This is a genomic window from Paenibacillus sp. FSL W8-0186, assembly GCF_037969765.1.
GTDB lineage: Bacteria > Bacillota > Bacilli > Paenibacillales > Paenibacillaceae > Fontibacillus > Fontibacillus woosongensis.
Map to the genome: position 1 here is coordinate 5,506,566 of NZ_CP150207.1, position 26,236 is coordinate 5,532,801.

Here is a 26,236-nt window from a genome sequence, read left to right on the forward strand (position 1 = left end):
CTGTCACTACGTGTTGCTCTCTTCATTTATGGACATATTTATAGCTTCCTTTAGCGGAGGAAAAGACAGTAGGACGCATATTGACTCTGGATTATATAAAGGAGCGGCTCCTTATTCAATAAGCTAATAAGCAAAGCTGAGATCATTCCTTCCATTGGAGCTAGTTTTAAGAACAAAAAATAAGCACGAACGATCTGGGTTAAGGTCGTTCGTGCTTGAGAGATGGTACGGTATTTTTGTTTAAAACTCGATCTGCCAAGTCATTTACTATCTAATGAACCCGGATAACTAGGTTCAGGTTTATTCTCGCAGTTGAAGTCAGCTTGAATGATATGATTAACCTCGTCCAATATGGCCTCGTAGCTAGTTTCCAATGAGATTGCAATCTCATGAAACAAAATCTGCTGCGTAGAGATTAACAAATTCTGATCTTGTTGGCTAAACTTTTTATTGTTTAGTTCAACCTTAAGCTTTTGTCGCATTAGAGTATTGATCATTTTTGCAATTTCTTCCCTATGACCTGTATTAACGATTTTTGAATAGGTATGATTCCGTTCCGTATTTTTTTCTATCCAAGGAATACCTGGCAATTTAAAGGATTGAATAATTTTCTCTGCTTCATCCCGTTTAATAAGATCCAACATCAGTATGGACTTATTATCTACTGGAATACTGATTTTTAAACTAGCAGCATGCAGCGGATGTAAATCATAATAATACCTTGAGACGCCGGAAATTTCTTTTTCACTTATACTATCGATTCGGCATATGCCATGTCCTGAATATATAATCAATTCACCCACTTCAAACAATGCAGTCGCCTCCTCGCGATCGTCAACTAAGATGACAATATAATTCTATTATACCACATTGTCAACCTAATTGACGATGAATAGACGCTTTTGTATATTGGATGAGAATATATTGAAAGGAATGAATAGAATGAGTTCAGAATCACAGAACTTAGACTTGATAGACTTGATTAGCGAGCGTCATGTCCTGCTTCGCAACTTGAATAGCCAATTGTGGAATGATAGTCATGACCTCTATATATCTAATTCGGAATGGTTTATTATGGCGAGAATATACAAGAAGCAGCCAACGATATCCTATGTTACCAAACAAGCAGGCATTTCTCGGCAGGCTACTCATAAATTCATTAAAAATCTGGAATCCAAGGGATTAGTTGAAATTGGCAAGGTACAACATAACAATAAAGATAAATGCATACGATTAACAAAATTTGGTGAAGAATGCTATGAAAAAAATGAGATCATCAAAGCAACACTTGAGGCAAAAATCATCGAATCCATCGGGGTTGAACAAGCAATCCAGCTTAAAGAGATTTTACAATCCGATTGGAGGCTATAAGCGAAAGTTTTACAATTTATATTTTCCTATTGGGGAACATGGATTGATTGCAGAGGGCTAATCAAGCCGATTTAGAGGAACTAAAGAAGTGGATTGAAGAAGGCAAAGTCAAACCTATAATTGATGCGAGCTATCCGCTTCATGATATTCAACAAGCTTTTCGATATTTGGAAGAAGGCCATGCGAAGGGGAAAGTTGTTATTTCGATGTGACTACTTTGAAGGACTAGGGGCAGGCCCCCTGTCCCTGCCTAAGCCCCTGAAGAATCAAGAAAGCCAAGGATCCTGTCCCCATGGCTCTCCTGGCTCTCATTATTGAACTGTTCTTCAACACTAAATTTCCCACCATAATCTAGGCAGCTATAGTCACTATAGAAGCCTAGAAAGGACAATCTGCGGCCATGATCATTTAGGATTTGGACATCCAGATTTCTAAAAGGATTCATCAACATCTACCGCTTGATCAGGCTCGCACTCCCGCCGATTACAAATAGCCCCCTTGGGCCGTCCAAAAGGGCTGCTCCTCTTACGATTACGGTGATTCGCCTTCTGCCGCGGCAGCTTCGGATGGCTTCATCAAGCCTTGAACGGCGCCCAGAAATGGGCGTATGGATTTAATCATGCCGTATCCTAACTTCACGACCGGGACAAATCGCTGGATCATGCCGAACAGCTTCATGCCGCTGCCCAGCGCACCGCCGAGCGCTCCCGCAGTAGCGCCGGTGCCGCCTAATCCCCCGAACAGCGATCCTAAAATCGGCAGAAAAGCCGATATCCGGGCTTCCGGCTTGCGTGAGCGGGAACGCACGGAAGGCTTACGTGCACCGCCTCGCCGGCTGCCGGAGCGACTACCCGAGGCGTGGGATCCAGCTCTGCGCTGCTTAGGCCGGGAGCCTTGCTTCCTGGATGAGGTGCTCGGCTGAGCTCCGGCGCTTGCCAGCGTCAAGCCGCTGCTATTGACGTCAGTAATGTAGCCAACGTAGGTCTTACCACTATGCAGAGTGATGCATACCGGCCGACCCTGTAAACGTTTGGCGCGTCCGAGCACCTCTTTGGATTGTGCCATGGAAGTTTCACCTCGCTCACTGGTTATGGTTCATTGTACGCCAGGCGCGGGCTGCCCGCTTGTGCGAATGCAGGATGAGCACAAGCCCTCTTCGCCGCACCTGCGACGATCCCTGAGGCTGGCTGGTCGGACTCAAGATACATGTCAAGCTTTAAAATGAATGCCTGATTTTCGGTTACCGCTGTCGTAAGCGCAGGGTATAATAAACTCATTCTTAAAAACGTAGGTGTATCCATTATGATCCATAACGAGGAACGTAAAATCGAATATTATAAAGCCCTTGTGGAGAAAAGATCTGACTATGAAGGCGTCTTCTACGTTGGTGTCAAATCCACAGGTGTGTTTTGCCGGCCAACTTGTCCTGCTCGGAAACCAAAGTACGAAAACTGCGAGTTCTACGAGACTGCGCAGCAGGCGCTTCTAGCTTCCTTCCGTCCCTGTCAGCGCTGCCGACCCTTGTCGCATCCGAATCAAGTCTCGGATGTCGTCCGTTTACTCGTTGAAGCCGTTGAGCAAAATCCGGAGAAACGTTGGAAGGGGTACGATTTTAAGACTTTATCCATTGATGAATCCACTGCCCGCCGTCAGTTCAAAAAGCGCTTTGGCATGACATTCGTTGAATACGCTCGGGCACGTCGCATGGGACTGGCTTTAAAGAGCATCCGATCGGGGGAGAAGATTATCGATACGCAATTAGCTACAGGTTACGATTCCAGCAGCGGATTTAGAGATGCATTCTCTCGCATCATGGGGGCACCTCCTACGCTCCTGGATGAAGCCGTATTCTTAAGGCAGCGTGGATTGACACCCGGCTTGGCCCTATGATTGCCATATCGGACGAGATCGAGCTGTTTCTGCTGGAATTTGTGGATCGCCGAGGATTAGAACGCGAGGTTGAACGACTAAGAAATAAATGGAAGGCAGCTATAATTCCTGGCCAAACCAAACCCATTCAATCCATTGAACTAGAACTGACTCAATACTTCGAGGGTACGTTAACCGAGTTCAGGACCCCTCTCCATCTAATTGGATCACCTTTTCAACGAAGCGTATGGGAACAATTGCGGCAGATTCCACCCGGGGAAACCCGTTCTTACGCCGCAATCGCGCTGGCGCTTGGCAAACCCGCGGCATATCGTGCAGCAGCACAAGCGAACGGCGCTAATCAGTTGGCCATTGTCATACCCTGTCACCGTGTAATTAATACCGATGGCGGGCTCGGCGGGTACGGTGGCGGAGTTGCGCGCAAAGAATGGCTGCTAAATCATGAGAGAAGCTGGAGAGAAACAAAATGAGCACACAACTAGAACAGTCGCATCAATACGAGAAGCCACTTCTCTTGAGAAGCGGCTTCTTGCGAAAATATATTGATAAAATACGGTTCAAACCTGCGCCCCCATGCCACTGTCCGGGGCAGAAACAGGCTTCACGAGCGCCTTCTTCTCCCAGGCCCGGCTTCTCCAGCGAAGCAGCATGATCATGCCGCGCAGCCATTCATCTACCGTGAAAGCGATCCATATCCCAAGCAGCCCGATCCCGAAATGAACGCCAAGTACATAAGCAAGCGGCACCGAGACACCCCACATCGAGAGCACGCCCATCAATACAGGAAAACGCGCATCCCCGGCAGCCCGCAGCGAATTGATGATGACCATATTAAACGTCCGGCCGGGTTCGAGAATAATGGAGAGCAGAAAAATACCCGCCCCGGCGGCAATGATCTCCGGGTCTTTCGTGAACATGCCGATCAGGTCATGCCGGAACAGCGATGCAATACCTACAATACCTAAAGTTAACCCAAAGCTGATCCTCACGCTTCTCATGAGTCGCTTGTAGGCCTCTTTCATTTCCCCCGCTCCGACCATTTGTCCGACAATAATTTCCGTACCTGCTCCGATCGCCAAAGCAAGCGCCATAAAATAGTTCGAGATGTTCATGACGTAAACATGGGTATTTAGCGCAGTGATGCCGATCATATTGACGAAACTGATGATCATGAGGTACTGCGACTGCCACGCAAGATGTTCGCCAGCAGCTGGCAAGCCGACGTGCAAAATCTGTTTTACGTAAGTGCCATTCCAAACCACGTAATCTTTAGCACGAATCGGTGCAGGACTCCGGCGATATAGAATGATAAACAGAACGATAATGCCGAGCAAGCGGCTAACGACCGTGGATATGGCCGCTCCCGTCACGCCTAGCTCCGGAAAGCCGAAGTTCCCGAAAATAAGCAGATAGTTTCCTGCAACGTGTACAAGATTGACACCCAGGGTGACAAACATCACGCTTTTGGTGTGTCCGGTCGAACGGATCACTGACGAAACCGCATAAGAGAGCGCCTCGATCCAGATAAAACCGCCGATAATTTTTAAATAATGACTTGCAATTCCGATTTGCTCGGGATTTAACTTCATCAAATGTAAAATAGGCTCCCCATACAAAAACAGGACCAGGCTGACGAGCACCCCGAATATCAGATTTAACGTAATGGCGTTGGCCGAAATGCGGCCCGCTTCTCTCTCCCGCCCGGCGCCGATATACTGGGCAACCGCGACGCTAGTGCCGATGCCAACAAAGCCGAACATCAGTATGCAGAAGTAAATAATTTCGTTGGCTAAACCTACGGCCCCGGTCACCTTATCGGAGATGCGGCTTAACATGAACACGTCCACTGTGCCCAGCATCATCCGCAGCACGGAATCGATGAGAATCGGCCAAGTTACAGCAAAAAGACTAAGTTTTTTCCATGATGGAATACGATCGGTTAATGTCACTTTTAACAAGCTCCTACTAGGTCTATTCTTTTTTTATTAATATAGCTGCTTCGAAACTGAATACCACGAACGGTCATCTTCGCCATATCGGTTTTGATGATGTAATTGTACCTTGAAGCCTAATGATTGATAAACACGTAACATCGCCTGCTCAACTGCGTTTAATTTCACGGTACAATCCCTTGTTAACCCAAATAAATCATCTTTATAGTGATTGTACCCTTTCGTTTTCGCAAACGGCGTAATTTCTTTCAGAATTTGCCTCATAATGGGTTCTCCATCGACTTGTTTATATTCAAAGCTTAAATAAAGACCCCGGTTTTTCGGGCTAATCGGCACAGATCGATAATCCATATGGAAATAATTACCGTTATGTCCGTTAAACTGTAGCATCGTTTTTCCAATCACTTGTGTATCCGTAATCGTCATATACTGTCTGACAATACGTGAAAAATAGTCGACATACATTTGCTGCTCTGCCAGCTCTGAATTAATCAGGCCATCCTCTTGAATTGCCTGACGAAGTAATTCATTTTGAATTTTGTTCTTATCCCCAATCCAATAAAATGAACGATCTCTGTAATTAAACCCCGATTGATTAAAAATTGTATGTCCATATCGAATATGTATAACATGTATATTGTTCTGAATCGCTACATTTTTCACCGTTTGCGCAATCAAATTTGCTATTGTCGATGTTATATTAGCGCCGCCAATTGAGCTATATTTAATTTCTAGCACATGTACATCCTCGTTTAAAAAATCAAACGTAGATGTTATAAACACAATTTTAAAAGTAAATCCATTGTTTTCACCATTTTTTGGCTTTACAGAGATTGACTCGTCATAAATAGATTGATTCGGTCGTGGCAATTCTCTGGCCGCAATCCAATCTGAATTTGAAAATTGCCGTAAAAATGCTAATTCATATTCATTTAACGGACTGTTCATTGTTAAGCCCGCCTCCTCTGATTTTGTTGTTTCATGTTGTACATGGGCTCTTCTTTTTTCACAAAATGCAAATAGAAAACAGCGGCCAACCACGACAGCAATTCGTACACGGCTACCACTGTTTAAATATAGAATGATCATTCTCGCGAAATCATCATAGCTTAGTGCCTGAGGACCCGTCAAGAGCAAATCAAAATTCAGATGTTGTTCTGTAAAAAAGCATGTGCAGCGGTGTGGGTAGTGGTCTTGCGCATGCCATGGCTGGTGAAAACAAATTACGCTTCGTCTCATCTAAATAGGTTGTACTTCGATTTGATCAACAATGAATTCATCTTTAGTAATATCGAATTTATATGCGAAGGAGACTTTTGCTACGCAAGCAAAAGTCCCCTTCAGGCAGCGCATTGTTCTGTACGGAGTTTGACCACAACCTAAGCGCCAAATTGGACACCAGGAGTTATGCTAGAATTGTTCCGTGTACTTTTTGAAATTGTCCATAATCGCTTGCCAGCCTGCTTGCTGGAACTCAACTGGATGCGTACTCTCTGCATCAAACGTTTCAACGACCTTCGTTTCGCCGCCTTGATCCGTGAAGGTGATCTCGACCCTTCTCCCATCTGCCATCGTATATGAGATCCATTCATGCGGCTTCACTTCGTCATATACTCCAGCAAAATCAAACCCCATGCTGCCATCCTTCGCTTCCATTCGGGTCATAAACTTGCCGCCAGCCCGTAAATCATTCTCTGCCCTCGGCGCATGCCAATCCTCGGAAGCTTGATTCCACTTCGTAATATGCTCCGGCCCCGTCCAACAGCCCCATACCTTTTCAATAGGCGCTTGAACAACTGTCTGAACAGTTACTTTCGTCGGATTATTTGTTCCCATTTTGAAAGACACCTCACTTTTGTTTTTTGTTTCTCTATGATATAGACGTCATTCGAAGTCAAAATTCATCGGTGAATTTGCTCCGGCAGCCCAAATCGGGAAAATAATTTGGCGTTAATAAAAATTTGGACATGGAGTATTTTCCGGTCTCTGACTTCAATCACGTGAATTCCCCAAGGGGTGAGCACAGATGATGCTTCAAGGCTCGGTATATACTGCGCAAAAGCAGGATATCCGCCGTTCACCGTAACCGGTATAAAGCGGGAGCCCTCGCAATGCCAGCGAGTCAATGAGAAAAACTTGCACAAATCATCCTTCCCTCGCACCCACATAGCAAAAGGCGGCATGGACAAACAGCCCTCCTCATGAAATAGTGCGACCAGCGCATCGATATCAAATTGTTCGAAGGCATCCACATACCGTGACAGCAGCTCACGATCAGGTTCATTATCCATCCGGCTGAGCTCGTCGGAACGGAGCCGGGTACGGCTCATCGTCTCCCTGGCTCTTTGCAAAGCGCTATTCACGGCCGCCGGCGACATCCCCAAGGTTTCTGCGATCTGTTTGGAGGACCAGTCGAAAACATCCTTTAATATAAGAACGGCACGTTGGCGCGGCGGTAAGGTTTGTAAAAGTGCGATGAAGCAGATCTGCAGGGTATCTTTGCGAATAAGCACATCTTCGGGATTCTCTCCAAAGTCAGGAGCAAGCCATATCCATGAAGAGTCGGGCAGCGTTTCGCGCGGTTCGACGATGGTGACCGCCGGATCGGACAGATCAACGGGCAGGGTACGGCGTTTGGCTTGTCTCAGTTTGTCCAGGCACAAATTGGAGGCAATTCGATAAATCCATGTTTTGTGGGACGACTCCTGCCTGAATGAATCCCAGCTTTGCCAAACACGGATGTAGGTTTCCTGGACTGCATCGTCTGCGTCCTCGATAGAACCCAACATTCGGTAGCAATACGATGTTAGCCCCGGCTTCAAGCTCTCTAGTAATTGCAGGTCCAACGCCGTCTCGGTCATATTAAACCTCCTTTGGACGGGGGAAATAGTGTGCATTTTGTCATAGTTTAACACAGGAACGTTCGGTGATCATCCTTCGTTTGGGGATGGATTCATCACGCCGCTACACAAAAAAGCGGATACCTTAAGTATCCGCCGCGCAACAGTTTGTTCGAATGGCTGCTTGAATCAAGAATAGCTGATTACCGGAAGTAATTACTCGTAACGCAAGGAATCCACCGGTTCCCACTTCGCCGCTTGGTAGGCGGGAAGCAGGCCAAAGAATATGCCGATGCTCATGGAGAAGAGAACGCCGAGGAGGATCACCTGCCACGAGACAACCGGGGGCATATTACTGATCATCGCGACGGTATATGCTCCGCCTAATCCAAGCCCCACGCCAATCATTCCGCCAATGGTCGTAAGCGCAGCAGATTCAGTGAGAAATTGCGCCAACACCATGCCTCGGGTCGCCCCTAGCGCTTTGCGGATGCCGATCTCCCTTGTCCGTTCTGTAACGGAGACTAGCATAATATTCATCACCCCGATCCCTCCGATAAATAGAGAAATAGCGGCAATTCCGCCGATGATGGCCGTCATGATCGTTGTAATGGAAGAAAGCGCCTCTTTGATCTGCTCCATATTTAATACGTAATACTCGCCAGGCAGCCCTGTACTGACCGCCTTCTGCGTAAAATAATCCAAGGCTTTCTGGCCGGTCTCTTCCAACAGAGACAGGTCCGAGACTTGGATAATCAAAGATTGATAGTCTCCGTTACCGAACAATGAAGGCCATACGGTTTGCGGCACGAGGAGGCTCTCTTTACTTAACTCCGCCAGCCCGTTTTGTTTAGACGCGAACATACCGATAATAAAGAATGGAATTCCTTCTATTTCAATGATTTCGCCGACGGAATTTTTCTCCTGCCCGAAAGAGCGCGCTGCTTCCTCGCTGATTAATGCCGCTTTCAGGCCGCCCCGCAATTCGTTGTTGGTCATAGTTCTCCCGGCGACGATCTCGATGGATTGAAGCTCCTCGAATTGTTCCGAGACGCCGATGATCTGCATCTGCTTGATGGTATCCCCTGCCGTGACTGAGGACATCGCGGAGCTAGTTGGAGTGACCTTGACGATGGATTCGATTCGCTCAAGCTCGAAGACATCGGCTTCGGTGAACGGGGATATTGCAGCGGAGGCGGAGGCGGCAGTGCCGACGACGGCATCCGTGTTCATATGCATAATTTCCAATGTGTTATTCTTGCTGCCTGCAAACTGCTTCTTTAATGCGGCATCTCCACTTTGACCAAGGGATACGATCGTAATAACTGAACCGACACCAATCATAATGCCAAGCATGGTGAGTAAAGAGCGAAGCTTGTGAGCCAGCAGGGAGGAATAAGCCATTTTGATACATTCCCAGACCATTAGCGTAACCCCCGATCTTCAACCAATGCTCCGTCTCTAATGACCAAAATGCGATCTGCGCATTCCGCGATGGCCAGTTCGTGTGTCACGACGATAACCGATGTCCCGACATCGTTCATGACCCGAAACAAATCCATAATTTGTTCTCCAGTCTTGGTATCCAACGCCCCCGTCGGTTCGTCCGCTAACACCAGGTACGGTTCCGTAACCATTGCCCTAGCGATGGCAATTCGTTGCTTCTGGCCGCCGGATAATTGGTTAGGATAATGGTCCTTCCGTTCGATCAGTCCGACGGCTTCCAGCGCTTTGGTTACTATCCGCGCCCGCGAAGAAGCAGAATCGCCTCTGTAGATAAGCGGGAGCTCGATATTCTGGAATGCCGTAAGCCGGGGAAGCAAGTGAAACTGCTGGAATACAAATCCGATATGTGCGTTCCGGAGCTTCGCGCGTTGCTTATCGGTATACTGTTGAACATCAATCTGGTTTAACTTGTAAGTTCCCGATGTCGGTTTATCCAATAACCCCATCAAATGCAGTAATGTTGATTTTCCTGAACCTGACATTCCCATGATCGCTACGAATTCGCCCTTGCCAATTGAAAAGCTGACATCCTTGAGGACATGGAAGTGCCGCTCGTCGACATGATAAATTTTGCTGACATTGTGGAAATTAATCATGAATCTCAACTTCCTCTTCTTCGTCCCAATGATTGGAGGGCTCGAGAAGGATACGATCGCCTTCAAGTATGCCGTCGACGATATCGATATGCTCTCCATTAACATTTCCTGTTGTCACCTCTCGCAATCTTATGCTATCACCTTCCAGGACGTAGACATGAGTCTTGTCTTCTTTCCGGACGATTGCGGAGCTTGGAATTGAAAGAGGCTGTTGCAGCCCGGTCTCCTCAATCCCAATATACACATGGTACCCGGGTAATAAAGAGGAGTTCGGCTCCTCCAAAGTTACGATAAAGGGGTATTTTGAGATTGTTCCTGATTCGCCGCTCTCCGGCTTGTACGGGATGCTTCCGATATGCTGCAGTTTTCCATTCCATTTGTGATCCGGCAGAGCCTTCGACTTGATCCATACGGATTGGCCGGGACGAACGCGAACGGAATCGAATTCGTTAATCGTACCGCGTATGACGTAACTATCTGAGGTGATATGTACGACTGGGGGAGCGTCGGATGAGCGTGGGTGAGCGTTCACGGCCCTAACGGTGCCGTCAATCGAACTTTTTACGAGCAGGGACGATTCCTTCGCATCCAGTTCTTCCAGATCCATCTCTAACGTTTTCAGTTCAACCTCTGAGAGTTCCACCTGCAATTGCAGATCCTGAAGCTGGCCAATGTTATAGCTTTTTGCCTCGTCAGGTCCTTTCGCTATAACTTCCTCCTTGAACTGTGCTTCCATTTCAGAAATCTGACGACGGTTCATCTCGGTTTGCAGATGTAGTCGTCTCCTCTCTAGCTCAATCTGTCTCTTTTGTTTCGCAATTGATTCGCTGTTATATTCGAATAGGGGGGTACCGATCTTAACGGATTGTCCTTCCGAGACAAGGATGTTCTGGATTTCCCCCAACGTCTTGTCAACGTAAATTAGCTCCTCCTCCTCATATTCAAAAACGCCTGAAATCAATGTCGTCTCTGAAAGGGATTGGCTGGAAACAGTAAAAATGTTATTATTGGAAATAATCGTATTACGCGGAGCTTCCCGGGTTATGATTAAGTAAGTATTGATTAGCAAAAAAAGTATGATTGCCGATGCGAGTATCCATTTTATTTTCATTTCGATTCACCACGGATTATCGAGGCAGCAGGAAAATGACTGCCGTGTTCAGAACGAATACAAGAGCCCAGATGACAAAGGAGGCTAGGAATCCCTTCTTGATGGAACATGCTGTGGCTACAGAGATGCCTAATCCGATTAATGCATAGCTCCATATTTCGAAGATATTCACATTCGCAGCCAATCGAATAAGCGTGCCGTCTGTCGTGAATTGCGATACAAGGAGGCCAAGGCTGCCGATAGCAATTTGCGCTTCCTCGTTCTGGAGCTGGTCTGGGTTAAAGAAGGGAAATTGCAGGATTTTTCCGATGATTTGAGGAACTTGGGATAACAGGATGATTGCGCCAAGCGCCTTTCCTCCGAGTGGCAGCTTCATAAATTTGACCACCGCAAGTTGTAATAAGTACACGATAAACAGCATAAAAAAATACCATAGCGATGAGAACAAAACAATCAAAAACTTAATCAAATTTAACACGGCCGCTGGCATTTGCACATCATTTTGATTCAGAAGCCCTTGCATTTCGCTAGTCTCTAGTAAGCCTTCGGAAACGAAAAACGTGATCCCGATATGGGCTGTCAACAGAATAAAAATTAGCCATCTAAGCTTCGGAGACTGACCAAGCGCACGAAAAGTATTCGTAGGTGCATAAAGAATCGTAAGGAGATGAGAGAGCTTCGTCTGCTTCTGATTCGTATTCACAACAACTAATTGACCGTTCTCCATTGGAACTTCACCTCCATTTTTATAACTTTGATGTGATCAATCCTTCCACAAGCGCCGCACAGATTAACAGTGAGCACATCACAAGGATGCTCTTAAGGTAATACACCCATGGACGGTGCTTATGAATATAGAAGGTAATCCCTTGAAATCCTACGAATCCGGCAATAATTAATGCCGGGATTTCAAATATGCCGTGCGGGACGATCTTCAGAGCTAGCTCGAACGCGGAGACTCCATCCATATAACGGCTGGTCAAGCTTGCCCCAAACCAGAACCCGTTGAGAAACAGGATGATGATCGTCGGGAGTGACAAGGAAAACAAGCCAGAAATCAACAAAGCGCTTGTAAACAGATTCTGGAACAATATAGGGAGCACGCTATTGTCCAAATGATCGATTTGCCGGGAGACCACAGAGGAAGGCCCAATCTCGTTAGACATTCCACTTACGAAAGCCCATCCGGCGAAATACGAAAATAGAAGCCAGCCTGCCGAAGCCAAAAGAAACCACCGATTGCGGTGAAGGTAATTTCGCATATATTTCCATCCCTTAATTTAGGTGAATGGGATAAGGGTGGCACCCCTTATCCCATAGATGAAAGCTAACGTATTTACCAGGCGATAGCTGCCTTGGTACCGTTCTTCTTGACGAACTCTTTTACAACTAGAATGAGACCTGCACTAAGACCTGCGCTTGCAAAAATGGATGCAAGGGCAATGACCGTAGAACCAACATTAATCGCGTTGACGATGACCGTAGCCCAGGCTGTGGAAATGCCTGTGTATGCAGTCAAATCAGCAATGATAAGCTCCAGCATAATTTATCACCTCCTTTCCAGCAGCCCTAGTTTCGTACAAGGGCTCGCTTCACTTTTTGAAACCGATTAAGACAAGCATCATGCCAAGACTTACCGTAACAACAGCCGTTAGAAGCCAGTTCCCAAAGTACAAATGATACAGAAGCGGAGGGGCTCCGAACAAAATAACCATGATGCGCATAAGATTTTTTGATGGTTTCATATTCACCTAATTCCTTTTTGCGCAGTCTCGCTCGATTGCAGCTGGGACAAGAAGTACGATTCGATCGAATCGTTGTCTTGCAAAATCTCGGGCAGCGTTCGCCGGTCCACGATACTTCCTTCGTTTATAAAAATCGCCCCATCGCAGAACGACTTTACAATATCCAACTGATGCGTAGAGAGAAGAATCGAGTTCCCGCCCTTTACGTATTCGCGTAATATCTCCCGAATAAGAATAGAGTTCACAGGATCTAAGCCCGAGATATACTCGTCCAGCAGCAGGAGTGGGGAGCGCCGCAGCATTGCGCATAGCAATGCGAGTTTCTTGCGGTTTCCTAACGAGTAGTGGAGTATCTGCTTATTGTACTCCGTTTGAAATCGGAAACGTTCGATCTCGTCCTCCACCTTCTTGGCAGGAACATCCACCGCGAACAAGTCCATAAAGAAGCGAATGTACTCTTTGCCGGTTAATTCATCGTATAATAACGGGTTATCGGGAATGAACGTCATCATTTGCTTCGCGACTTTTCTTTGTTCGGTTAAGGAAACGCCCCTAACGAGAACCTCCCCGGAGGTTGGCTTTACAAGACCCGCAGCAATCTTCAATGTTGTAGTCTTCCCTGCTCCATTCGGACCTAAGAAACCAATAATCGACCCGGGGAGGATATCGAAGCTAACATCCGAAAGTATGATCTTCTCCTCCGCCCGTTTGGAAATCTTGGATAAGGATAAAATTGTTGCTATGAAAATCACCGCCTACTTCAAATGAAGATCGTTGATGTCAATCCAACGGTGCAATTTGGCCTTCATCAAACGCAAACCAATTGCCGCAACTCCGAACATAAGACCGGGAATTACGATGTATTGCAGGCTAATGAACCAGGAGAACTCAATATAGTCCGCCATGTATAGGATTAACGGCAACAGCGCGACAGGGAGAATGACCCCGAGTACAATATAGTGCGTGATCCCCCTGATAACTTCCTTTTCGGGATAATCTTGAATTTGTTCCGGGTTCAAATAATCAAATCTTGGGTGGATTACACTAGGGATATGGCAGATTAACGTAAAGCACCAAACATAGATGGCCTGGACCGGCAGGAGCAGCAGGAGTAGTATCGAGAACTTCCCCGATAGCAAAATAACCACCAACTGTCCAAATGCAAAGATGGGCCAAGCGAGCAGCTTGTGAATGCTCCACTGCTGCTGCAATTCATTCCAGAGCGTTCTCTCTGCCATGAGGTCAAGGATGATACGTTCGCCGCTTGCTTCTAGTGAAATCTTGCCTGATAGAGAGCTATATAACTCGAACGATAAGAAGTACATAATCATGAACGACATAAAGCTCAAGACAGCGTATTCAATCTTGTCAACATTGACTCTGCTCAGCATCCCGGAGAATATGCCGATCAGGATCCAGAATCCTATGCCGCCGAATAGAGCCTGGAGATTTCTAAGAGTATAACTGCTACGGCAAAGTACTTTGATTCGCGCGGATAACAATCCTGCGTCCTTCGCCGGTACAATCGAATGCAACTTTCCATACAAGGTTTCCAATATTTTGTTGAATGCTATTTGCCGATTTCGGCGTGAGAAAGCGTTTAGTCTTGTCCCAGTAATAGCACCGCCGAATACAATCGCCCAAAGAATCAGCCAACCGGATGCTTGGAGCATAAACAGATCGGCCAATGCAACATGAGGCCACCAACTTTCCAGCAGAAAGCGCAAAACATGCTGAACTTCCTCCATGAACAGTTTCGAGCCTTCCCGCTGCCATGTCTCCAAAGCTTGCACATCCAATTCTCTCTGAATGAGAGGGAAGGTATTTACCCATGGAGCCGCGATTCTTCCAGCTATGGTGCAGAGCGCCACGATAACCGTTCGGGCGATGATTGCCCCGGCCATCGTTCCAACGAGTGCAGCCCGACTCCGGTCTCTTGTCTTAAGGATTCCGGAATATAACGCTGCAATTCCCTGAGTGAGAATTGTAAATACCAGAAACGACAAGGCAAGAATCCAAATGGCATGGAGAGGTGGAATGCGCGTTGTCCATACAATGGCGGCCAGTACCGGAAGCAAGAATGAAATCCACTGTTTGGCATCCCATAGAATATGCTCAAGGCGAAGGAGCAAATGTTTGATCTGCTCTGAGAACCACACATTCTGCAATAAGAAGTCATCTTGCGTATTGAGTTCCCACTTTGCCGATTTAATCCCGCTCAAAGTGGAGACCGCGATCATTAGGAAACTAACTATCGCCCATATCAAATGCAGATGATCGATGCCGCCTTCATTCGGGTTCATATATTTGCTTGTCAGGAATGCGGTTCCCCAAAAGTAGGCAACCATTTTAATGAGTTCCCATAGGAGCATCAGGAAGAATAACCGTGCTCTGCTTCTCCACTCGTTCCTCCAACGAATATACAATCTCCATTTGAGCCATCGAGTTAAATATGGAATGTGTCACCACCCCCTTACGTTGTGGCCCCAGGCATCGTTTGCATATAAATATATCTTAATATGGAATATTATTACATAGGATGAATGTACCAAATTTCTACAATATACCCATATAATCTCACCAGCTTCTTCGTTCTGGGGTAGGAGATTTCCCCCTCATTTTGGACAACAAAAAACCCTCATCCTTAAAGGGACGAGAGCGGCTCACATGGTACCACCCCATTTTAGCGAATGCCTCAAGACATTCACCTCTTTTAGGTATAACGTTGTATAATCCTATCTATCCACGAAGTCTAAGTGATTTGGATTTTACCTCGAAATAGGCAGCAAAGCCAAGCGAAATTCCCCAGACAAGGAACAGTGCATACCACACATATCCCCATGCCGCCATCGGGCTTGCATCCTGTTCTGCAAAAGAGGGAGCGGAAACGACACGTCCGATCGCCATCTCTCAATTTGTTCTGTAAGATAGTCGCTCACCTGTTTCACCCCCATTTACAAAACCCAGCTTTTCAGCCGTATTAATGGCCGAATAATGATTGTTCGTTGAACGAGAAACCCATGCAGACCGAGAAGGAGAAAACAGATAAAACCGTTTTAATTCTTTTTTATCTGTTTCTGGCATTGATAATTGAAAAATACATATTGATCATTATTGTGATATAGACAAATGTCAAACCTATTAAAATTCCGATAGCCTTAATTTTTGGATCAATAGAAGAAAACGCTAAACTAAAAGCAGCTATACCCATATATGACAACCACATCCAGTACATTTTCCCACATATATCCACCCTCATCTTCACACATTTCAGCAACTTCTTTTTTTCCTGTTTCTGAGCAAATTATTTCTCTCTGGTCATAAATATGAACAAATTGCTCTTGTTCCATAATAGTCTCCTTGGTTTATTTGTTAATAAATAGTTTTATTTACTCTATATTGGTATTATGGTAATATAACCATTGAATTAAAATATAAGGAGATGATTCTATGAAAAAAATCTTCTCAGCTATTTCTGCAACTATTCTTACTGCTTCTCTGTTAGTCATCCCTGTATCTGCTGAACAGGCAACCACACAAAATAGCAGTACCAAAGGAGTGGTACAGTTAGGCGGTTACTGCCCAACATGTAACGCGGTTGGCATTCCTTATCCAAAAAAAGATTATAAAAGAAGCGATTTTAATGGAACCAGTATTCAATACCAAGGCTCCACCTATTATTTTTCATTCATTGATGACAATTTGACTACAGATACACATTGGTGGACAGTTTGGATTAAATAATATAAATATTTCATCTGAGAGAGCTTATAGAGGCTCTCTCTTATTTTTCTAATTTAATAATCGAATCTACTCTCTAATTCAGCTACATTTCTCTTTTTAAATGAAATACTGTTTTCATCGACTAGTATAAACAATATACATATCATCAAATGATCTTGCTTCCTCAATGTGGGATGGTTTTTGCTCTAGACGTTTCAAGCTACCATCAAACATCGAATTACAGTCCAAATCTAAATCCTCCCATAAACCAATAACCAATGAGTCGTGTTAATAATTCGTCTGGCACCTTTGCAAAATTTCCCGGGAAGCCAAAAGAAATTCCCAAACCCCACCAAAAGTGCGGAAGTGCATATAATAACCCTCAGATGAACGCCATATACCCTGCCCAGTTCCGTTTTTTAACGTTCATTTTCATCACCTCAACCGCAATCTTAACATCCTTAGGTTCGCTTTAAGGCGCACTCAAGTTTAATCTTTGTTTAATTTTATGTGCTGGTTTTCCGGACGTGTTGAATCTCATTCCACTTCTCCTTCAAAGCCTTTAAATCTTCTACGAAGAACCTTAGTAGATTGGGTCGTCTTCTTACTGCCAGCGGGTGATAGGTGAAGCTGATAGGCGTACCCTGAAACTCCTGCCAACTGCCTCGTAATTCCTTAACACTGGCACTCTCCTTATCCGGGAATAAGCCTTCCACCACGACATTTCCAAATCCAAATAGTACAAGCGGCTGCTTCTGAAAGATCTGCATCTCTAAATGAGGAAGACACGCGGCTCTAGTGTCAGGTTTATTATAGGCACGCATCGGTCGGCGTTTTAGCAAATAGGTGACATAAACCTCATTTACTTCTATCCCTGCCTCTCTCATGCCGAGTTGGAGCGTTTCTCGGGTACCACACAGAAATGAATTTCCTTGCCGATCCTCCCGGGCTCCGGGATTATCCAGAATCATCATAAGCGAAGCTCTCGGATTTCCTTCACCCCAGATGAGACGATTCCGCTGCTTGGATAGTTCGCACAATTCACAGTGCTCTATACCTTTGGGCGCTTGTTCTTCAGGTAAGATTACAAAGGGATGATCCATCACTTGTCATATAGCTCCTTCCTATCACACACCATGGATCTATTATGCCCGCCCGCAGCAAAAACTTTCCATTCCTTATGGTACGGTTCCCCCTCCCCAAGGCTGTAACAGCAAATTTTAAGGCCATCCTGTTTCAGGATGGCCTTTTTATAAAACTAAATCGTCCGTACCTCATACTCAAAGGGTTCTTCACACGAGTAAATTTCATGGAAAAAACCCATGTAGGGAATATCATCTTCCAGGCATTTTATGCGATATGACAAGTCTTCATCACACTCCGGCTCTTCGCCATTGTTCCGCATAACCTCGAACGCATCGATAATACTCTCCATAAGGGATACTTGGATAAATAGGGGTAATTTTTCTAGCATTGAACACTCGATACTTGTCTCAGTTCTGTATCCCGCAAGGACGGTTTCAAAATAATCATCCATGAACTTTTTTCGTTTATCGGCATCTGGTTCAAATTGTATCCAGCCCACTCCGTGTGTCCAAAGACCCGCTAGGTCAAACATATACCAGCAGTAACATGAATTATCGAAATCGTATACCGTTATCTGACCTGTATCAAAATCTATCGAATAATTCCCATCGTTGTAATCAAAATGGACCATACCAAAGGATTCGAGGTTCCTGTCCAACCCATCTAAGGCTTCTAGGAGCTCTAACAGCTTCTCCTTCAGCAATGGTAGCGAGCCGGGGATCAGTTTCTCGATATAGTCAGCATTGTACTTGTCAAAAAAACTAGACCGGCGATGAACAGGTTGGTATCCTTTCGATATCTGATGCAGTTTCCCCAGGACTTTACCACAATTGTAGTAATACTCGGTAATTGGAACGCCTTCCCGATACTGATAATGATTTTCTACGAGCAATTTTCCCCTTGCTTTCTTAAACAGACAGATAAAGAAGGTATGATTATTATGGGTGATCTCTTCCAGCAAATTCCCCTTCAAAGAGCTGACAACATCCGAGACACTTCCGCCATGCTCGAACAAATACCTGACATATTCCACTTCGGCCAGAAAATCCCCCCGGCTCCTGTCAGGCAAGAAAGCAATTCGGAGTATTGCGTCGTCACCCTCTTTCTCACAGGTATATACGACGTTCCGTCCTCCGTCATGTGCCGGTATCAGCTGAAATTCATAACCTTCCAATCCGTACAGCTCTGTTACTAATGAAAGTAAATAGGCATCACTGATTTTAACAACTTCGCAATGATTTATAAATATCTCCTCCAGTCAAAATTTTCGCGACCACTTCCCGCATTGAATGATGATCACCTTATTTAGCATTGAAACATCCTCCTTTTAACTACTTCCTTTCACTTTACCCAAAAATTCCATTAAATTCTATGGAAACTTTAAATATAATTAAACGTTATTCACTGAACAATCACCATATCAGCCACGTGCACCCGCATACCTTGGGGCGCATGATTAGCCACCGATTACGGTAAATACCCTATGCAAGGCGCAAAACCTATTATTTCAATACATCAAGTGACTGCAGGTGAAAATGCTCTAATCGAAACGATAATAGCGATTCAATAGCTCTCCTTATGACACGGCACACCGAAGCGGTTATGTAATGCAAACTTAGTCGGAATATAGATATCATTTTCCATCCCCCTGATATCCTGCTTTCTCCATACAGCTATATCTCCATGAGCTTGCGATCTAACAGTTCCCACAGCTGTTAATCCGTCAAAAATGAGCACTTCGATATTCTAACGGTTGTAATCCACGTTATTTATGCCGAATTCACCTCAATATATTAAAAACGTTAGAATAGCAACATCTACAACCGTTAGATTCTTAAAAAGTAAAAATTCGGCGGATTAACGGTCATGGCAACCGTTAGTTAGTAGACGGATGTGTTTCTGCTCAAAAGGGTCAGGTTGTGGAATTAAAATTTAAAGAACAAGCACAGAACGTTTTGGAAAGGATTCATGCGATTTATGAACACGAATTCTTACTTCGAAATTGAAGCCTAACGGCTGTATAAATAACGGCTCTCTTCGCTTAGCAACTAATAGCGTAACTCAATACAGTTTTCTGCGCTATCTGTAACGGCAAGCTACCGGTATGTAACTTGCCCTTGTTTATAATAAGGTTTATCTCGTTATCGATTCTTTATTTCCGTGAGAATCATATCCCATAGCACGACATTCGTATTTGGCTTATCGTTTTCATTCCTGATCGTTATGGTCAGCTCTTTCGCCCCATACACGTCCATTTCAAAATAACTGGCGTTTTCGCTGCTGACGGTGCTCTCGCTGACCTCGCCGTCCACGGCGATGATCACCGTACTTTCACCCTGAGGGATGTCGTCCGGAACGCCCATGTTACCGGTGAAGGTCAAATACTTCCCATCCAACGCGTACGTTACACTCGTTGATCCCGTCTCTCTGCTCAACAAATTCACCTGAGGCTCCATTTCATGGCCCCCGACTTCAAATCCAGCGGGGCTGGGATCCCAGGAGATCAAGCCTTCCTTCACCGGAAGACTGTCGATCCCGACCTCTCTGCCTGCCTCGACGCTCGTTGCCTTCGCAATCCAATGATTTATCCCCTGGACTGCGATGATCGTTCCAAGCGTGAACAGAGCCGCCGCGGCGAGGATCATCCCTATGCCCTTCAAGGTATCCTTCGTGCGAGGCACCCATCTCTGCGCCATATACCCGACGACACCCCCTAGCACATTTGTGAGAATGTCGTCAATATCGAAGCTTCCCAGCCCGGTCGCCCATTGCAATGCTTCAAGAATCGAAATCGTAACGAGAAACAACCCTAAAAACCGGAGAAACCGGACCGATACCAACCGCGGAACGAACATCCCATAAGGCAGGAACGCCGCAAAATTCGCAAAGTTATAAAACCAAAACCAGGTCACGTTACCCGTTGGTAAAGATAGCCGAATGCCGTCCGGGATCAGATTATACCTATTCGCCCCGTCGTGGACGCTATTGATCCGGTCAAAGCCGAAATACAGGAAATATAACATAAGTGCGGTATAAGCAGTTAGTGCGATAATCGTTGCGGTTCGAGCTTTTCCTATTAACATATGAAGACCTCTCTTATCATTCCTGGGGCAACATGCCTGTATGTTTCGGCATCATTATCATCAGTCCATATGGGCGATGGCACTGATTTCAATCAACTGCTCAGGGAACGCCAGCGATGTGACGCCAATAAGACTGCCGGCGGGCCGATGCTGCCCCATATATTGTTTAAACAGCTGAATGCACGGTTCAAAATGTTCTTTCACATTGGTCAGATAGATTTCAACATAAGCGAGGTTAGACTTCGCTGCCCCAAATCCTTCCAGTACGCGATCAAGATTCTCTAGCGTCTGCCTAGTCTGCGCCTCGATATCTCCCGCACCGACCAATGTGCTCTGCATATCGTGGGAGAATTGCCCCGAAATGTAAATCGTGCCGTTGACGGAATAACCTTGGGAGATGCCGCTGCCTTCTTCCCATGCAACACCGTGATTATAAGTTCTAGCCATCATTATTTTGTACACTCCTTTAGCTTAAAGTACGATTAGTATAAAATGGAGACAACTAAAAAAGTAGTATGCACTTTATGGATAGGTACTATCAGAAAGGATAGTGTAAACATGGGAATGACGGAATACAAAGGTAAAGTTAAAGATATTCAGGATACTCCGTTCGGATATACATTATCAGTTATTGGAGGAAAATGGAAGTTGGTGATTATTTACCTCTTGGCAGAAAACGAACCGGTTCGTTTTAATGATCTGAAGAGACAGATTGGGGCTATTACTTATAAAATACTGAGTTCACAACTCAAAGAATTAGAGAGAGATGGTATGGTCGAGCGGAAAGAGTATCCCCAAATTCCTCCAAAAGTCGAGTACCGTCTCACAGAGAAAGCGAAGACACTGCTGCCTATTTTGGAAGGTCTATGTGAGTGGGGGGCAAAAAACCAACACCCTTGAATCTGCTTCCTCTTTTGGTAACAGCTCGCCTTATTTCCAAATTTATTTCTCTAGTTCTCCCCTGGTATGTTTGGTTTCACTTTGAACATGCGCCATGCGCAGAGCTGCCTCACCCAGAGGGGTTATGTTCGATCTGTTCCAAAGCACTCGGCAACTTCTCTCCTACTCCAGACCAACAATGAAACTTGACTTAAGTCAATGCACGAAACCATCCCCCTAGTTACAATGTAGTCATTACTTGAACTTAGGGGGTGTTTTCATAAATATTCGAATCATAGGGTCACCGGATCAGCGGTGATTCTTGTAGATTCTTTTCTTAATTCTGCTTAGTGACTCCGGCGTAATGCCGAGATAACTAGCCAGTTGATGTTGGGGTACCCGGTCGATCAGAGTAGGGCGTTTCATAAGAAGTGTCTTGACGCGTTCTTCAGGCGAAGAAGCGATAAAGGCAGCGAATTCCTCTTGGACCTGATTGAAGTTCTCCTCTATCATCCTGCGGGTCATTAATTCCAATTGAGGATGCTTGTTGTACATGTCCTGTTCCTTATCCAAATCGCCAACGACCATGACCGAATCTTCTACACACACGAAAGTGTAGTCGGAAGACTTGTCAGGTTTGTGATAATTGAAAATCGCGATGGCTTGCTCCTCGGTGTAAAAATTGGACGTGACCTCTCTACCCCCTTCATCGAGCGAATACTGCCTTACGCAGCCTTTCAAGATGAAATAGCATGCTGTAGGGATATCTCCTTGGTGAAAGAGAACGGTTCCTTTTGTAAATTCCTCCGTACAAATTTCGTTCATTATCGCTTGCTGATCTTCCTCGTTAAGAGAAGTCCATCTCGACATGTATTTATATAAAATATCTTTCATTGCCGTGCCCTTCAGCTCCTTCTCTTCCGTCACTTCACTTATTCATATTCTAACGTTTGGAGGTTATTGTAAAGGGCCTTGCAAAGAAGCATTTAAAATTCCCGTTAGGAGGGGAACACCCATGAAAGCGATGGTTCAGAACTCATATGGTCCACCGGAAGTTATTGTTTTGCAAGACATCGCAGAACCGTTGCCTGGAGACAAAGAAATTCGCATACGTATCCAGGCGGTGTCAGTAGGGCCGTCGGATTGCGCTTTTCGCAAGGGCGATCCGTCGATGATTAAATTGATTTATGGATGGTCCCGGCCGAAATATGCCATTGGAGGATGCGAGTTAGCGGGAGTGATCGATGCCGTCGGCAAGGAAGTACTGCATTTTAAGCCAGGGGACCGTGTCTTGGGGATGAGCGTTAAAACCTTCGGTGCTTATGCCGAATACAAGTGTCTTTCCGAAGAGAGCCCTCTTGCGGTTATACCGGACACCCTCACCTTTGAAGAAGCTGTCGCGGTCTGTGACGGAGGCGCCACCGCATTGACGTTTCTAAGGGATAAGGCGGGATTGCAGGAAGGACAGAAAGTGCTGATCAATGGCGCCTCAGGGGCCGTCGGAATCTATGCGGTGCAATTGGCCAAATACTATGGCGCTGAAGTAACCGGTGTTTGCTCTGGCGGCAATGAAAGTCTGGTAAGAAAAGAAGGGGCAGACTTTGTTATTGATTATACCCGGGAAGATTTCACGAAGGCGGACAAAGCCTATGATGTCATTTTTGATGCTGTAGGCAAATGTTCCTTCTCAGCATGCAAGCGCGTGCTCACCGCCAAGGGAATTTATCTGACGACCGCACCCAGGTTGTCTATCCTCCTGCAAATGATGTGGACATCCCTTTTTAAAGGCAAACGGGCTGTTTTTGCAACAGCCGGGCTTATGCAGAACAAAGCGAATCTGACGTTTCTCATGGAACTCGCCAACCACGGAACGCTGAACGCCGTGATTGATCGTCGATATCCTTTGGTGCGTCTGCCAGATGCCCACAAATATGTAGAGACCGAACGCAAAAAAGGGAACGTCATCATTCATTTCTAAAATCAAACGTCCCTTATCGTTCAGAAGCTTGCGTTAAATTATCTATTCCCGGCAAATGATCAACTTGTTACCGTCCAGGTATAAGTTTGACACGGACATCGCTGCCGCCTTACCAAATTCCTCTACGCCCCCTAATTTATTCTTAATCTGACTTACTTCGTCGTCGTATTGAAATTTAACTGAATGACCAGATGCGAAATCGTAGCAATCCAGAAGAAATCCACTTGTGGATCGGATGCTATACTGAGTTTATTAATATTCAAATATGACGAAGAAAGGATGTACGAACAATGGCCAAACACACAACCTACATTTTATCCGAGGATGCAAGATCGCAAGCTGAGTTTTACACGAATGCGCTAGGAGGAGAGGTTCTTTCCATCATGACATACGGACAGCTGCCCGATTCGAATGACGCCATTAAGGATAAAGTCGTTCACCTGAGCCTCGTGGCGGGCGGAGTTAATTTCTTCATGACTGACGCTTTCGAACCGATTCAGACTGGAAACAATATCAACCTGTCACTCGAATTCGCAACGGAGGACGAAGCCCGTGAAGCTTTCACGAAGCTCTCGGAAGGCGGCAAGGTGAAGCACCCTCTAGAACCTGCTTTCTGGGGCGCTCTCCACGGACAGCTTGAGGACAAATTCGGCGTGCTGTGGATGATTTCCAACGAGGTTAAACAGAACTAGACTTATAGGGCGACTCCCCTATTACACAGGTTGGCCATCAGGCTGACCTTTTTATATTTTTCAAAGCCGAACTAAAGCCTTTGTATATGTGTATTTTTAAATGAGTCCTGATACTTCAATCCAGCACCTATGGCTCTATCCATACATATATGAGCGATCCAGACGATAGATCCAATAAGGAGGTAGTCTTGCGAAAAATATAAGTAACCTAAGGCTAAAAGCAGGGGAAAAGTAAACGTGTGTCCGAGGTTATAAACCATCGCACCTATTTTTTTATTTATGGCGTAACCAATCATTGTAATATCAGGAGAGAATAAAAGTACGAAGAACAACCAAATTGGAAAATGCAGATGCATGTAAATTAAAAAAGAAAGTGCAAAGGCAACTCCGTTTTCAATCAGAACTATTTGTTTATTCGTCATCAGATCGCTCCTTAAGAGTATGTTCATAGAAACTAAGCAACAATGTTTCAATAACGTCTTTATTTTCTAAATATCTCACTTCATTTACAAGTTCCTTCACGGTTTGTACTACCTTTAATGCATGCTGGTAAAACTGAACCTTCTCCTCAAGCTTCATTATTTTTTGATTCATTAACATTGCTGCGGCATCGTTACATTCTGTTGATACGGAATCGGTTCGTAAAACCAGTAATTGTTGGATTTCTTTTATAGTAAAACCCAATTGCTTTAATACGATGATAATCTGAAGTTGTTTTTCACATGCTTCATCATATTCCCGGTAACCATTCTCTCGTCTTATTGGATTCAATAAGTTCTCTTTCTCATAATAACGAATGGTGTCGGTTTGAACTTGATACTTGTTAGCAAAATCCTTGATTTTCAATTGTTACCCCCCCTTCCAGTAAAATAATAACATTGGAGTAAAGTCCAGGGTCAATAGAGGGGAAATGCCCGACCAAAAAAAGCACCCAAACGGGTGCCATAAACTCTATTTCCGCTGCCAGGATGAATTCTTGAGATGGAGAAAGTTCTGCATTAGCAAAGGCAAAGATACCAGAATTGGGGGATCATCTTGCTTGGCAGGATGAAGCATAACTTCCTGGTGACGGACAGGCGTATGAGGCCCAACGACAATCGGCGCGTGCGATCGGGTTCGCAAGGTAGTATGCGGCAGTAGAAAATCCTTCGCCCGCATCTCCCAAGAGACGGAAGTTGCCATTAAATAATAAGTGCCCGGCCGGACATCCGCAAAACGAAAGCGCCCCAATGAAGGAAGCAGTGTCCCGTATAAGGGGAGTCCCTCAGGGATCGGTTTGGCAAACAAGCCAATGAGGATGAAGCCGTCAAACGGAACTGCCGAATAGATTCTTCCTTCTATCGTGGAGTTGCCGGGAAGTAGAACAGAAGACATCGTTTCCCAGTCGCTCAGATTTCGCAGCGATTTGAAGTGCGCATCTGCTTCTTGCGCTGAACGGCGAAACTCGGACGGCGTAACGCCTACCCGCTCAGTAAACCGGGTAGTGAATGTGCCAAGGCTCTGCTGCCCGATCTCGAGTCCGATATCGCGAATGGTCAAGTTCGTCTGCAGCAGCAGGTCTTTGGCCTTCTGCAATCGGAGAGCCGAGACATAATACAAGGGCGGAAGCCCGATCTTCTCTTTGAAGATGCGCGTAAAATGATACGGGCTGTATGACGCAATGTCGGCCAGATGCGAAAGCTGAAGCGGTTCGTCAATATGCTTGTGAATATAGGCAATGACTTCGTCGATTTCTGAATATTGGTCTGTTCCCTCTTTCTCCACGCCGACACCCCGTTTTGAAA

At 45.4% G+C, this 26,236-nt stretch carries 31 protein-coding genes and 1 pseudogene; 7 read left to right on the plus strand and 25 right to left on the minus strand.

Translation table 11 applies throughout. The features are described 5' to 3' along the window. Positions 1 to 260: 260 nt before the first annotated feature. Entirely contained in the window at positions 261 to 803 is a 543-nt protein-coding gene (locus MKX50_RS24630; RefSeq protein ID WP_244996480.1) for a CarD family transcriptional regulator, read from the minus strand. Between the two features lie 139 nt (positions 804 to 942). Between MKX50_RS24630 and MKX50_RS24635 the strand changes: the two genes are divergently transcribed. Both MKX50_RS24635 and MKX50_RS24640 read left to right on the plus strand, forming a co-directional pair. Beyond that, on the plus strand, positions 943 to 1,371 hold the full coding sequence (locus MKX50_RS24635) for a MarR family winged helix-turn-helix transcriptional regulator (protein ID WP_213591610.1): 429 nt from the start codon (positions 943 to 945) through the stop codon (positions 1,369 to 1,371). 47 nt (positions 1,372 to 1,418) lie between these two features. Beyond that, on the plus strand, positions 1,419 to 1,583 hold the full coding sequence (locus MKX50_RS24640; RefSeq protein ID WP_213591611.1) for a zinc-binding dehydrogenase: 165 nt from the start codon (positions 1,419 to 1,421) through the stop codon (positions 1,581 to 1,583). A gap of 319 nt (positions 1,584 to 1,902) precedes the next feature. On the opposite strand, the gene MKX50_RS24645 is transcribed toward MKX50_RS24640, so the two are convergent. After that, entirely contained in the window at positions 1,903 to 2,436 is a 534-nt protein-coding gene (locus MKX50_RS24645; protein WP_213591612.1) for a hypothetical protein, read from the minus strand. A gap of 237 nt (positions 2,437 to 2,673) precedes the next feature. Here MKX50_RS24645 and MKX50_RS24650 point away from each other — a divergent pair. Then, positions 2,674 to 3,731 (plus strand): annotated as a pseudogene (locus tag MKX50_RS24650) (trifunctional transcriptional activator/DNA repair protein Ada/methylated-DNA--[protein]-cysteine S-methyltransferase). An 87-nt stretch (positions 3,732 to 3,818) separates the two neighbouring features. Here MKX50_RS24650 and MKX50_RS24655 read toward each other — a convergent pair. From MKX50_RS24655 to MKX50_RS24725, 15 genes are all read right to left on the minus strand, one after another. Further along, the gene (locus tag MKX50_RS24655; RefSeq protein ID WP_213591613.1) at positions 3,819 to 5,210 is read right to left on the minus strand and encodes an MATE family efflux transporter; all 1,392 of its coding nucleotides are present in this window, start codon (positions 5,208 to 5,210) and stop codon (positions 3,819 to 3,821) included. A 36-nt stretch (positions 5,211 to 5,246) separates the two neighbouring features. Then, on the minus strand, positions 5,247 to 6,452 hold the full coding sequence (locus tag MKX50_RS24660; protein WP_339158035.1) for a hypothetical protein: 1,206 nt from the start codon (positions 6,450 to 6,452) through the stop codon (positions 5,247 to 5,249). Between the two features lie 171 nt (positions 6,453 to 6,623). Beyond that, positions 6,624 to 7,049, minus strand: a complete 426-nt coding sequence (locus MKX50_RS24665) for an SRPBCC family protein (RefSeq protein ID WP_339158036.1) — start codon at positions 7,047 to 7,049, stop codon at positions 6,624 to 6,626. Between the two features lie 65 nt (positions 7,050 to 7,114). Continuing rightward, positions 7,115 to 8,074 (minus strand): sigma-70 family RNA polymerase sigma factor, encoded by a 960-nt coding sequence (locus MKX50_RS24670; RefSeq protein WP_339158037.1) that lies wholly within the window; start codon positions 8,072 to 8,074, stop codon positions 7,115 to 7,117. Between the two features lie 195 nt (positions 8,075 to 8,269). Continuing rightward, positions 8,270 to 9,478 (minus strand): ABC transporter permease, encoded by a 1,209-nt coding sequence (locus tag MKX50_RS24675; RefSeq protein WP_339158038.1) that lies wholly within the window; start codon positions 9,476 to 9,478, stop codon positions 8,270 to 8,272. Continuing rightward, entirely contained in the window at positions 9,478 to 10,155 is a 678-nt protein-coding gene (locus tag MKX50_RS24680; RefSeq protein WP_155613084.1) for an ABC transporter ATP-binding protein, read from the minus strand. Before MKX50_RS24680 ends, MKX50_RS24675 begins: the two co-directional genes overlap by 1 nt. Then, complete coding sequence (locus MKX50_RS24685; protein WP_339158039.1) at positions 10,148 to 11,224, minus strand: efflux RND transporter periplasmic adaptor subunit; 1,077 nt, start codon at positions 11,222 to 11,224, stop codon at positions 10,148 to 10,150. Before MKX50_RS24685 ends, MKX50_RS24680 begins: the two co-directional genes overlap by 8 nt. Before the next feature lie 58 nt (positions 11,225 to 11,282). After that, entirely contained in the window at positions 11,283 to 11,993 is a 711-nt protein-coding gene (locus tag MKX50_RS24690; RefSeq protein WP_155613082.1) for a YIP1 family protein, read from the minus strand. 19 nt (positions 11,994 to 12,012) lie between these two features. Further along, on the minus strand, positions 12,013 to 12,528 hold the full coding sequence (locus tag MKX50_RS24695; protein ID WP_339158040.1) for a stage II sporulation protein M: 516 nt from the start codon (positions 12,526 to 12,528) through the stop codon (positions 12,013 to 12,015). A gap of 74 nt (positions 12,529 to 12,602) precedes the next feature. Continuing rightward, a complete protein-coding gene (locus tag MKX50_RS24700; RefSeq protein WP_230873959.1) occupies positions 12,603 to 12,809 on the minus strand; it encodes a circular bacteriocin, circularin A/uberolysin family in 207 nt (68 codons plus the stop codon). 49 nt (positions 12,810 to 12,858) lie between these two features. Beyond that, complete coding sequence (locus MKX50_RS24705) at positions 12,859 to 13,011, minus strand: hypothetical protein (RefSeq protein WP_155613080.1); 153 nt, start codon at positions 13,009 to 13,011, stop codon at positions 12,859 to 12,861. Positions 13,012 to 13,013: 2 nt separating this feature from the next. Beyond that, positions 13,014 to 13,763 carry an ABC transporter ATP-binding protein gene (locus MKX50_RS24710; RefSeq protein WP_155613079.1) on the minus strand — a complete coding sequence of 250 codons (750 nt, stop codon included), beginning with the start codon at positions 13,761 to 13,763 and terminating at the stop codon, positions 13,014 to 13,016. Positions 13,764 to 13,766: 3 nt separating this feature from the next. Then, the gene (locus MKX50_RS24715; RefSeq protein WP_339158041.1) at positions 13,767 to 15,383 is read right to left on the minus strand and encodes a hypothetical protein; all 1,617 of its coding nucleotides are present in this window, start codon (positions 15,381 to 15,383) and stop codon (positions 13,767 to 13,769) included. Positions 15,384 to 15,750: 367 nt separating this feature from the next. Next, entirely contained in the window at positions 15,751 to 15,918 is a 168-nt protein-coding gene (locus MKX50_RS24720; protein WP_339158042.1) for a hypothetical protein, read from the minus strand. 284 nt (positions 15,919 to 16,202) lie between these two features. Next, positions 16,203 to 16,361: a hypothetical protein gene (locus MKX50_RS24725; RefSeq protein WP_339158043.1), complete on the minus strand. Its 159-nt coding sequence runs from the start codon at positions 16,359 to 16,361 to the stop codon at positions 16,203 to 16,205. Positions 16,362 to 16,461: 100 nt separating this feature from the next. Here MKX50_RS24725 and MKX50_RS24730 point away from each other — a divergent pair, with 100 nt between their 5' ends. Next, positions 16,462 to 16,755 (plus strand): hypothetical protein, encoded by a 294-nt coding sequence (locus tag MKX50_RS24730; RefSeq protein ID WP_155613076.1) that lies wholly within the window; start codon positions 16,462 to 16,464, stop codon positions 16,753 to 16,755. A 485-nt stretch (positions 16,756 to 17,240) separates the two neighbouring features. On the opposite strand, the gene MKX50_RS24735 is transcribed toward MKX50_RS24730, so the two are convergent. The 4 genes from MKX50_RS24735 to MKX50_RS24750 form a co-directional block, all read right to left on the minus strand. Then, positions 17,241 to 17,837 (minus strand): uracil-DNA glycosylase, encoded by a 597-nt coding sequence (locus tag MKX50_RS24735; RefSeq protein WP_155613141.1) that lies wholly within the window; start codon positions 17,835 to 17,837, stop codon positions 17,241 to 17,243. A 155-nt stretch (positions 17,838 to 17,992) separates the two neighbouring features. Then, a complete protein-coding gene (locus tag MKX50_RS24740) occupies positions 17,993 to 19,063 on the minus strand; it encodes a phosphotransferase (RefSeq protein ID WP_339160251.1) in 1,071 nt (356 codons plus the stop codon). An 898-nt stretch (positions 19,064 to 19,961) separates the two neighbouring features. After that, on the minus strand, positions 19,962 to 20,903 hold the full coding sequence (locus MKX50_RS24745) for a VanZ family protein (RefSeq protein ID WP_339158044.1): 942 nt from the start codon (positions 20,901 to 20,903) through the stop codon (positions 19,962 to 19,964). Between the two features lie 60 nt (positions 20,904 to 20,963). Beyond that, on the minus strand, positions 20,964 to 21,356 hold the full coding sequence (locus MKX50_RS24750; RefSeq protein WP_339160253.1) for a RidA family protein: 393 nt from the start codon (positions 21,354 to 21,356) through the stop codon (positions 20,964 to 20,966). Between the two features lie 105 nt (positions 21,357 to 21,461). Here MKX50_RS24750 and MKX50_RS24755 point away from each other — a divergent pair, with 105 nt between their 5' ends. After that, positions 21,462 to 21,803 (plus strand): helix-turn-helix domain-containing protein, encoded by a 342-nt coding sequence (locus MKX50_RS24755; protein ID WP_213591630.1) that lies wholly within the window; start codon positions 21,462 to 21,464, stop codon positions 21,801 to 21,803. Between the two features lie 288 nt (positions 21,804 to 22,091). Here the strand turns inward: MKX50_RS24755 and MKX50_RS24760 are convergent, their stop codons facing one another. Continuing rightward, positions 22,092 to 22,676, minus strand: coding sequence for a Crp/Fnr family transcriptional regulator (locus tag MKX50_RS24760; RefSeq protein ID WP_339160254.1), 585 nt, complete (start codon positions 22,674 to 22,676; stop codon positions 22,092 to 22,094). A 121-nt stretch (positions 22,677 to 22,797) separates the two neighbouring features. On the opposite strand from MKX50_RS24760, the gene MKX50_RS24765 reads away from it, so the two are divergent. Together MKX50_RS24765 and MKX50_RS24770 are read left to right on the plus strand one after the other, a co-directional pair. Further along, positions 22,798 to 23,760 carry an NAD(P)-dependent alcohol dehydrogenase gene (locus MKX50_RS24765; RefSeq protein ID WP_339158045.1) on the plus strand — a complete coding sequence of 321 codons (963 nt, stop codon included), beginning with the start codon at positions 22,798 to 22,800 and terminating at the stop codon, positions 23,758 to 23,760. Between the two features lie 290 nt (positions 23,761 to 24,050). Then, a complete protein-coding gene (locus MKX50_RS24770) occupies positions 24,051 to 24,452 on the plus strand; it encodes a VOC family protein (protein ID WP_213591636.1) in 402 nt (133 codons plus the stop codon). A 71-nt stretch (positions 24,453 to 24,523) separates the two neighbouring features. On the opposite strand, the gene MKX50_RS24775 is transcribed toward MKX50_RS24770, so the two are convergent. From MKX50_RS24775 to MKX50_RS24785, 3 genes are all read right to left on the minus strand, one after another. Then, a complete protein-coding gene (locus tag MKX50_RS24775; RefSeq protein WP_339158046.1) occupies positions 24,524 to 24,874 on the minus strand; it encodes a DUF4260 domain-containing protein in 351 nt (116 codons plus the stop codon). After that, complete coding sequence (locus tag MKX50_RS24780) at positions 24,864 to 25,298, minus strand: MerR family transcriptional regulator (RefSeq protein WP_339158047.1); 435 nt, start codon at positions 25,296 to 25,298, stop codon at positions 24,864 to 24,866. Before MKX50_RS24780 ends, MKX50_RS24775 begins: the two co-directional genes overlap by 11 nt. A 105-nt stretch (positions 25,299 to 25,403) precedes the next feature. Then, positions 25,404 to 26,216 carry an AraC family transcriptional regulator gene (locus MKX50_RS24785; protein ID WP_244996448.1) on the minus strand — a complete coding sequence of 271 codons (813 nt, stop codon included), beginning with the start codon at positions 26,214 to 26,216 and terminating at the stop codon, positions 25,404 to 25,406. Positions 26,217 to 26,236: the final 20 nt, after the last annotated feature.